Origin of the sequence: Paenisporosarcina macmurdoensis (genome assembly GCF_042658845.1) — a bacterium.
In the GTDB taxonomy this organism is placed as follows: Bacteria; Bacillota; Bacilli; order Bacillales_A; family Planococcaceae; genus Paenisporosarcina; species Paenisporosarcina macmurdoensis.
Genome location: NZ_JBHSRI010000025.1, coordinates 440,739 through 447,520, shown reverse-complemented (window position 1 = coordinate 447,520; position 6,782 = coordinate 440,739). Strand labels below are relative to the sequence as shown.

Genomic DNA, 6,782 nt, shown 5'->3' with positions numbered 1-6,782 from the left:
ACTTTTTCATTACTTTCAAACATTTGTTTTTTCGCCTGATACCTCTAGGAACACCGGATCCGTCGTTTTAGAGTAATCCACTTTCATCGTTTCTAATTCAAGCCTCATCTTTTCTGTCTCGACGATGAAATTAGTATGTTTTAACTTTTCTAATTCCAGCTCATCTTTTAACATACTCGCTTTTATTTTTTGATTATCTTTTAGATGGTTTGAGATTATTCCAAGAATCGGTATTGAAAAAATCATAATTACAGCAATCGTTCCCGTCATCAACTCACCTCTTTTTCAATATTCAGAATAATCATGATGTAAATAGGTCGTTTTCCTATCCATCACCGCATGCTTTCCACCTTCAATTACGTAACTACTGTATAAAAGGTTTCATTTCATCAGAGAAATTTCACTCTCTACCTCAGCATCATGTAGATTTTCAAAAAATCCTAAGTACACGACTTTGCCGTTTTTCATTAAAATATACGTATAGTAAAAACGTTCTTCCATCAAACATCCATCATTGCCTTTCCATCTCGCTTGGTGTTTTAGCAATAACTTCTCTTCTTTCACATTACTATTTAAAGTCGTTAATATAATCCCACTGCGTTCTATCCATTCAGTCAACTCTTTGTGACCAAATCCAGACTCAATAGGACCAACGAACTCAATTTGGTCGTCAGTTAACTTAAGCATCTCTTCTATCTGCCGACTATTCATACATTGTTGCCACTTCGCAGCTACGATGAGGGTGAGTTGATTTTTCATACCGATAAATCTCCCATCTAATCAATAATTTCGAGGTTAAAAGATAAGGACGAGTTCACTTTAATAAATTCTTATTTGCATCTTCTGGTTTATATTCATATAGATTTCGACAAGAAAGTCAGAAAACCTGCTACAAACGACCTGGAAATGTTTTACTTCGTCAAATTTCGCTCTTAATAGTTTAAAAAAGTGCCTGGCACCAATGGTTTTGTTGGACATTTGCTGTCCAACTTAGCCTTTAGTGCCTGGCACTTTACTATTCCGAAAAAATCACTACCCTTTTATGATGCCCCGTTCAATTGCTTGCTCGGTTAGCGCATCTCTAAAGTTCGGATGAGCAATGCTGATCAACTGCTTTGCACGGTCACTGATAGAACGACCATGTAAGCGTGCGATACCGTATTCGGTTACGATGTTGTCGACGTCATTTTTCCCTGTCGTTACAACAGAACCTGGTGTCAAGTCCAATTTAATTCTTGAAATGGTATCGTTCTTTAAAGTGGAATGTAAACAGATGTAGCCTTTCCCATTTTTCGCAAAACGTACGCCTCTTGCAAAATCAATTTGTCCACCACTGGACGAATAATATTTCCCTCCGACTGTTTCGGATGCACATTGGCCAAATAAGTCCACTTCCGTTGTCGCATTGATAGATACGATATTTTCTTCTTTGGCAATTTCACGAGGATCGTTAACGACACTGACGGGTAAAAACTCTATCGACGAGTTGTTGTGGATAAAATCATATAAACGTTGAGTTCCATATGCAAAAGTCGCAACAATCTTACCTCTATTTGTAAACTTCTTCGTTCCATCGATAGCACCTGCTTCTATCAAATCAACGATTCCATCTGGCAACATCTCTGTATGTATACCGAGATTTCGATGGTTTTTCAATAAACTCATGACTGCATTAGGAACTGATCCAATACCGATTTGAAGTGTATCGCCATCTTGAATATCTGAAGCTACTTTTTCAGCAATGAGCATATCTTTTTCTCCTATTTCAGGAACTACTTCCTCGGCTAAGGGTGTATCGTGCTCGACATATCCAGCAATTTGGCTCATATGAATTTGGTTATGACCAAAAGTGCGTGGCATGTTGCGGTTCACCTCTAATACAAATGGAACTTTCCCAATAAACTCAGCTACATAATCCGCTTGTGTTCCTAGTGAAAAATAGCCATGCTCGTCCACTGGAGAAGCCACAGACAAAATCATCGACATTTTTGTAACTTTCGATAACATGCGTGGAACTTCATGAAAGTTATTTGGCACTAAGTCCATTTTAGCGTTCTGATAGGTTTTACGTGTTGCACCACTTAAAAAATAAGAAACATGTGTAAGTTGTCCTGGCATCTCACCTAAAATATATCTCCGCGGATGTAGCGCCAACATTTGATGGATTCTAACATGACTTAATTCACTTGCATGTTCCTCTAGAATATCTAATAAGCGTAATGGTTCACCATTCGCAATCGGTATAATAATGTCAGCTTCTTCTTCTATTAAATTAATGAAATTTTTCTCATCTAATAATTTCGTCATGGTGTGTCACTCCTGTCAAAGACTCTTTGTATTACTGTAGCATACGAATGCCGCTTTTTTTCATCCTAAGTGAGCTTAAAATAGAAGAATAACTTTTCAATAAAGTTCAATAATCATAAATTTTTTGTATGTAGCGTGGAAAATTGAGAAATATAATAAGAAAATTTTCTTTTACTAAACAACACGACCTATATGACACTTGTCATAGTCATCACTTGACGTTTATGCCTTTTATTATCTGCTCCTAAACCCTATTCTTAATGTAACAAGTTATTAACTAAAAAAAATTCAAATACATCACTCCAGGAGGACGCTAATGAGTAAAGAAAAAACTATGCAGCTACGTAAGCTAGTAGCGCCGTTTGAGAAATCTGATATGTCCGCAAGTGTAAAACAAATTATTAATACGATTCCACCATTCTTCATTTTGTGGTTCTTAGCGTATTTAAGTTTAGACGTTTCAATCTTTTTAACAATTGCTTTATCAATTGCAGCATCAGGATTTATCGTTAGAACGTTTATCATATTCCATGATTGTACACACGGTTCTTTCTTTAAGAGTAAAAAAGCTAATTCAATTTTAGGAACAATTACTGGTGTTTTGACTTTGTTCGCTTATGAAAAATGGAAACGTGATCACTCGATTCATCATGCTACAAGCAGTAACTTAGACAAACGCGGTGTAGGTGACGTTTGGGTTATGACAGTTGATGAGTATGTTGCAGCTACACCTGGCCGTCGATTCGCTTACCGTTTATACCGTAATCCAATCGTAATGTTTGGTTTCGGACCACTTTTCCTATATTTAGTGTCAAATCGTTTCAATCGGAAAGATGCTCGACCAAAAGAGCGTAACAACACATACTTTATAAACGTAGCACTAGTTGCTTTGTATGCGTTTATGATTTGGTTAGTTGGTCTTCAAGCATTCGCAATTATTCAAGGTACTATCTTAATTGTTGCCGGTTCTTTCGGGATTTGGTTGTTTTATGTACAACACCAATTTGAAGATTCATATTTCGAAGATGAAGAACAATGGGATTATGTTAAAGCAGCAGTAGATGGCAGTTCATTTTACAAATTGCCAAAAGTGCTTCAATGGTTAACTGGGAACATTGGCTATCACCATGTGCATCATTTAAGCCCACGTGTACCTAACTATCGTTTAGAACAAGCACATGACTCTACACCACCTCTTCACCAAGCAACAACGATTACATTAAAAACTAGTTTGAAATCATTTAATTTCCGACTATATGATGAATCAAAAAAAACGTTCGTAGGCTTTAAAGAAATTAAACATTTGTTAAACAAGACAAAGAATTCTATGCAATTACAAACAAAACGTTCAAGCATGGAAGGCAAATAAAATACATTGAAAAACCATTCCGCTCATGGAATGGTTTTTCTGTCTGTTATACTATTGTTACAACAAACGTCGTTACGAAATCATGGAGGCATTTATGCAAAGTTGGTATCAAATATTCCCTAAGAACCCTTATGTCAGTATTTACATTTGGATTATTTTTTGTATTCTGCCGTTATTTTATATATTTAAGTCCTATTCTCCAACTGAAAGTTTTCTTGGATTACTTTTAGTAGTTGCTTTCTTTTTAAGTTATCGTCAATCCTTCATTTCAAAAGGATGGCGCATGTATGTTTGGATTGCTTTTCAAATCGCCATTAGTATTACGTTAATCATTTTGTTTGGCTATCTATATTTTTCTTTATTCTTAGCATTTTTCATAGGTAACATCCGTAACAAGGCTGGGTTTATCACGATGTATGTCGTTCATCTCGTTACCACCATGGTGTCTGTCAGTATCGGATTTTTTACTCAATCCGACTTATTTGTATCTCAGTTCCCTTATATTCTTATCGGTGTAATTGGCGTTATTTTACTACCTTTTAATTCTTATAATCGCAACAAACAAGAAAAACTAGAAGGTCAATTAGAAAATGCAAACAAACGAATTTCTAAACTGCTCGTTGCGCAAGAACGCCAGAGAATTGCACGAGATCTACACGATACATTAGGCCAAAAGCTATCTTTAATTGGTTTGAAAAGTGATCTAGCCACCAAAGTAATCGATAAAGATCCTCTTCGCGCTAAACAAGAGCTTATTGATATTAACCATACTGCGCGTATTGCATTAAAAGAAGTGCGCGAACTCGTTTCTAATATGCGTGCAGGTAAATTAGAAGATGAGCTATTACGTGTACAACAGATCTTAAAAGCAGCAGAGATTGATTTCCGAGTAAATGGTATTTCCGTATTAAAAGATACACCATTACTCGTCGAAAACGTCCTTAGCATGTGTTTAAAAGAAGCAGTCACCAATGTGGTAAAACACAGTGAGGCTACTTTTTGTCATGTCTTAATTAAACAAACCCAAACCGAATTATTTCTCCAAATCCAAGATAATGGAATTGGCTACGAAGCAGATCGACAATTCTTAGAAGGTAACGGATTACGCGGCATGAAGGAACGTTTAGAGTTCGTTAATGGACAGTTAGAAATTTCAGGCGTAGATGGCACAACCCTTAATATCCACATCCCTCACGTCATCCTACAATCGGTTAAGGAGGAATTTTCATGATTCGCATTGTACTAGCAGAAGATCAACGTATGTTACTTGGTGCACTTGGTTCATTACTCGATTTAGAGGACGACATGGAAGTTGTGGGGAAAGCTCATAATGGTGAGGAAGTTCTTACTTTGGTGCACGAATTAAATCCCGATGTGTGCATTATGGATATTGAAATGCCTTCCAAAACAGGTTTAGATGCTGCAGAAGAGTTAAAAGAACATTCTTGCAAAGTCATTATTCTCACGACATTTGCTCGAACTGGATACTTTGAACGCGCACGAAAGGCAAACGTTATGGGCTATTTATTAAAAGACAGCCCGAGTGAAGATTTAGCCAACTCTATTCGCAGTATTATGGAAGGTCGTCGTGTGTATGCTCCTGAACTTGTCGAACTTGCATACAGCGGCGAAGATAATCCTCTAACCGAACGCGAGCACCAAGTTCTCGAACTCATTGCAAATGGAAAAAATACGAAAGAAATCGCTAGTCAGATGTTCATTACGACAGGTACTGTAAGAAACTATATTTCCGTCATTTTAGATAAATTGGATGTTACGAACCGAATTGAAGCCATCTCCAGATTTAAAGAAAAAGGTTGGTTTAAATAAACGTTGTCTATCGATGGTTTGCGCTAGCTTCGTGAGGTGTTATAACTTCACATCTGTTTATTGTACATTGTGCTGACCGCTTGAACCGCATGTACCAAAGAATTCCTTCTGCTCTTACTCGTCGCAAAGAATTAAGAGCTCTCAATATATTTCTCCAATTTCACACCAAAACTTAGATGCCTTGTATAGAGGGTGACAGGGTTTCCAGTGCACTTCGGACGCTTAACCTGCTGCACAATAATCTAAAGAACAAATAGTTGGGCTTGTGACTGCGTCACAAGCCCAACTATATTTATAGATCATCCTGCGGCGGGTGTGCATCCTTCACTCCCTTGCAACCTGGAAGCACACAGTACATTTGGTTTGGTTAACTAAAGAATTGAAGATTGCTTTATGTAAATGTTCGGTCGAAGATACAATTTCGACCTCTTGCTGCTTCATTTATTTTTGCTAGGAGAATTACTGTGATAATAAAAACATACAAAAGATTTCACTTGCCTAGTATGCCGCAAGAAAGAATATGTGGCTTTCTAAAAAGTCTCTAATATAAAAAAGCGGAGAAACATGAGTCTATTATCTGTTCCTAAATTCGAACATTGTAAACAGTTATAAGTTTCTGTTTGTCAAATGATAAACTTTTGGTTGATTGGAGTGGAAGACGGCGACTCCAGCGGGAAAAGCATGAGGTGAAGACCCCGCAGACAACAAGTTGTGCATTTTTTTGCACAACTTGTTTGCTCGTCGAGGAGGCTGAGGCCATGCCCGCGGAAAGCGTCCGTTTGGAACGGAAATCAACCTCTGCTAAATATAAAAAGGGAACTGCCTTAGTCATATTTTATGGTGTTATCGTACATTGTCGCTAGCGTCCTGATAGTCGAAAATAGGGTAAAACTTCACAGTTGTACATTGTGCTAGCCGCACGTTTCGCAATAGGAATGAAAGGAGTATATGTCGATGGATCAACAAAGCATAACAGAATATATAATCCAGAAATATCAAGAAGATGAACAAGTGATGATTCAACTGTTTGTGCAGTGGTGTCAAAATCATGAGCTTGATCCGTTTCAACTTTATCAAACAGCTTACCCCACCCAAGGCACCAATGAAGCAATAAAAACGATCATCGATAACAATGAACCCTTGGACCTTGATATTGATTCAGGCACACTCATTGAAGTTCTTCAGCTATTCGGCAACGATGACCTAGCATTTGTCGTATCCGAAGAAGCAAATAAATTCCCAAACGACTAAACAAAAAAGACTGAACCCTAGAGGC

General features: G+C 37.4%; 7 protein-coding genes. 4 read left to right on the top strand and 3 right to left on the bottom strand.

Features of this window, described 5'->3' with window-relative positions; genetic code table 11:
• Window positions 1–15: 15 nt before the first annotated feature.
• The 3 genes from ACFPYN_RS15875 to ACFPYN_RS15865 form a co-directional block, all read right to left on the bottom strand.
• The gene (locus ACFPYN_RS15875) at window positions 16–270 is read right to left on the bottom strand and encodes a hypothetical protein (protein WP_377735517.1); all 255 of its coding nucleotides are present in this window, start codon (window positions 268–270) and stop codon (window positions 16–18) included.
• Window positions 271–381: 111 nt separating this feature from the next.
• Entirely contained in the window at window positions 382–759 is a 378-nt protein-coding gene (locus ACFPYN_RS15870) for a hypothetical protein (protein WP_377735515.1), read from the bottom strand.
• A gap of 273 nt (window positions 760–1,032) precedes the next feature.
• Window positions 1,033–2,307 (bottom strand): acetyl-CoA hydrolase/transferase family protein, encoded by a 1,275-nt coding sequence (locus ACFPYN_RS15865; RefSeq protein ID WP_377735514.1) that lies wholly within the window; start codon window positions 2,305–2,307, stop codon window positions 1,033–1,035.
• A gap of 316 nt (window positions 2,308–2,623) precedes the next feature.
• On the opposite strand from ACFPYN_RS15865, the gene ACFPYN_RS15860 reads away from it, so the two are divergent.
• From ACFPYN_RS15860 to ACFPYN_RS15845, 4 genes are all read left to right on the top strand, one after another.
• The gene (locus ACFPYN_RS15860; protein ID WP_377735513.1) at window positions 2,624–3,676 is read left to right on the top strand and encodes a fatty acid desaturase; all 1,053 of its coding nucleotides are present in this window, start codon (window positions 2,624–2,626) and stop codon (window positions 3,674–3,676) included.
• Between the two features lie 94 nt (window positions 3,677–3,770).
• A complete protein-coding gene (locus ACFPYN_RS15855) occupies window positions 3,771–4,907 on the top strand; it encodes a sensor histidine kinase (protein WP_377735511.1) in 1,137 nt (378 codons plus the stop codon).
• Entirely contained in the window at window positions 4,904–5,506 is a 603-nt protein-coding gene (locus ACFPYN_RS15850; RefSeq protein WP_377735509.1) for a response regulator, read from the top strand. The genes ACFPYN_RS15855 and ACFPYN_RS15850 overlap by 4 nt, the downstream gene beginning before the upstream one ends.
• A gap of 954 nt (window positions 5,507–6,460) precedes the next feature.
• On the top strand, window positions 6,461–6,757 hold the full coding sequence (locus ACFPYN_RS15845) for a hypothetical protein (RefSeq protein WP_377735507.1): 297 nt from the start codon (window positions 6,461–6,463) through the stop codon (window positions 6,755–6,757).
• Window positions 6,758–6,782: the final 25 nt, after the last annotated feature.